At 76.5% G+C, this 319-nt stretch carries 1 pseudogene; it reads right to left on the bottom strand.

The annotated features are described in order from the left end of the window. Window positions 1-319, bottom strand: a pseudogene (locus VR45_RS47865) (DEAD/DEAH box helicase); the annotation flags it as partial.

Genomic DNA, 319 nt, shown 5'->3' with positions numbered 1-319 from the left:
GCTTGGGGCGGGGCCGGCGCGGGTTGCCGTTCATGTCGACGTCGGTCGGCAACCCGGAGCGCTTGCCGGAGCGTCGGCGCGGGGAGGAGTTCTTCCCGGCGCTCCCGCCCTCCCCGTCGGCCTGGGCCGGCGCGGCCGGGGCGGGCACGGCCACGGTGATCGGCACGCCGCTCGGGGTGCGGGCACCGGTGATCCGGGTGAGCTCGACGTCGCCCGGGCGGATCTTCGTGGTGGTGGGACGGATCCCGGCCACCGTCATCAGCCGGCTGACCTCGCGCCGCTGGTCCGGCAGGACGAGCGTGACGACGGTGCCGGACTC

This window comes from Streptomyces sp. NRRL S-495, assembly GCF_000966955.1.
In the GTDB taxonomy this organism is placed as follows: domain Bacteria; phylum Actinomycetota; class Actinomycetes; order Streptomycetales; family Streptomycetaceae; genus Kitasatospora; species Kitasatospora purpeofusca.
Note: the sequence above shows the minus strand (reverse complement) of the source record. Positions and strands in the feature narration are given on the sequence as shown.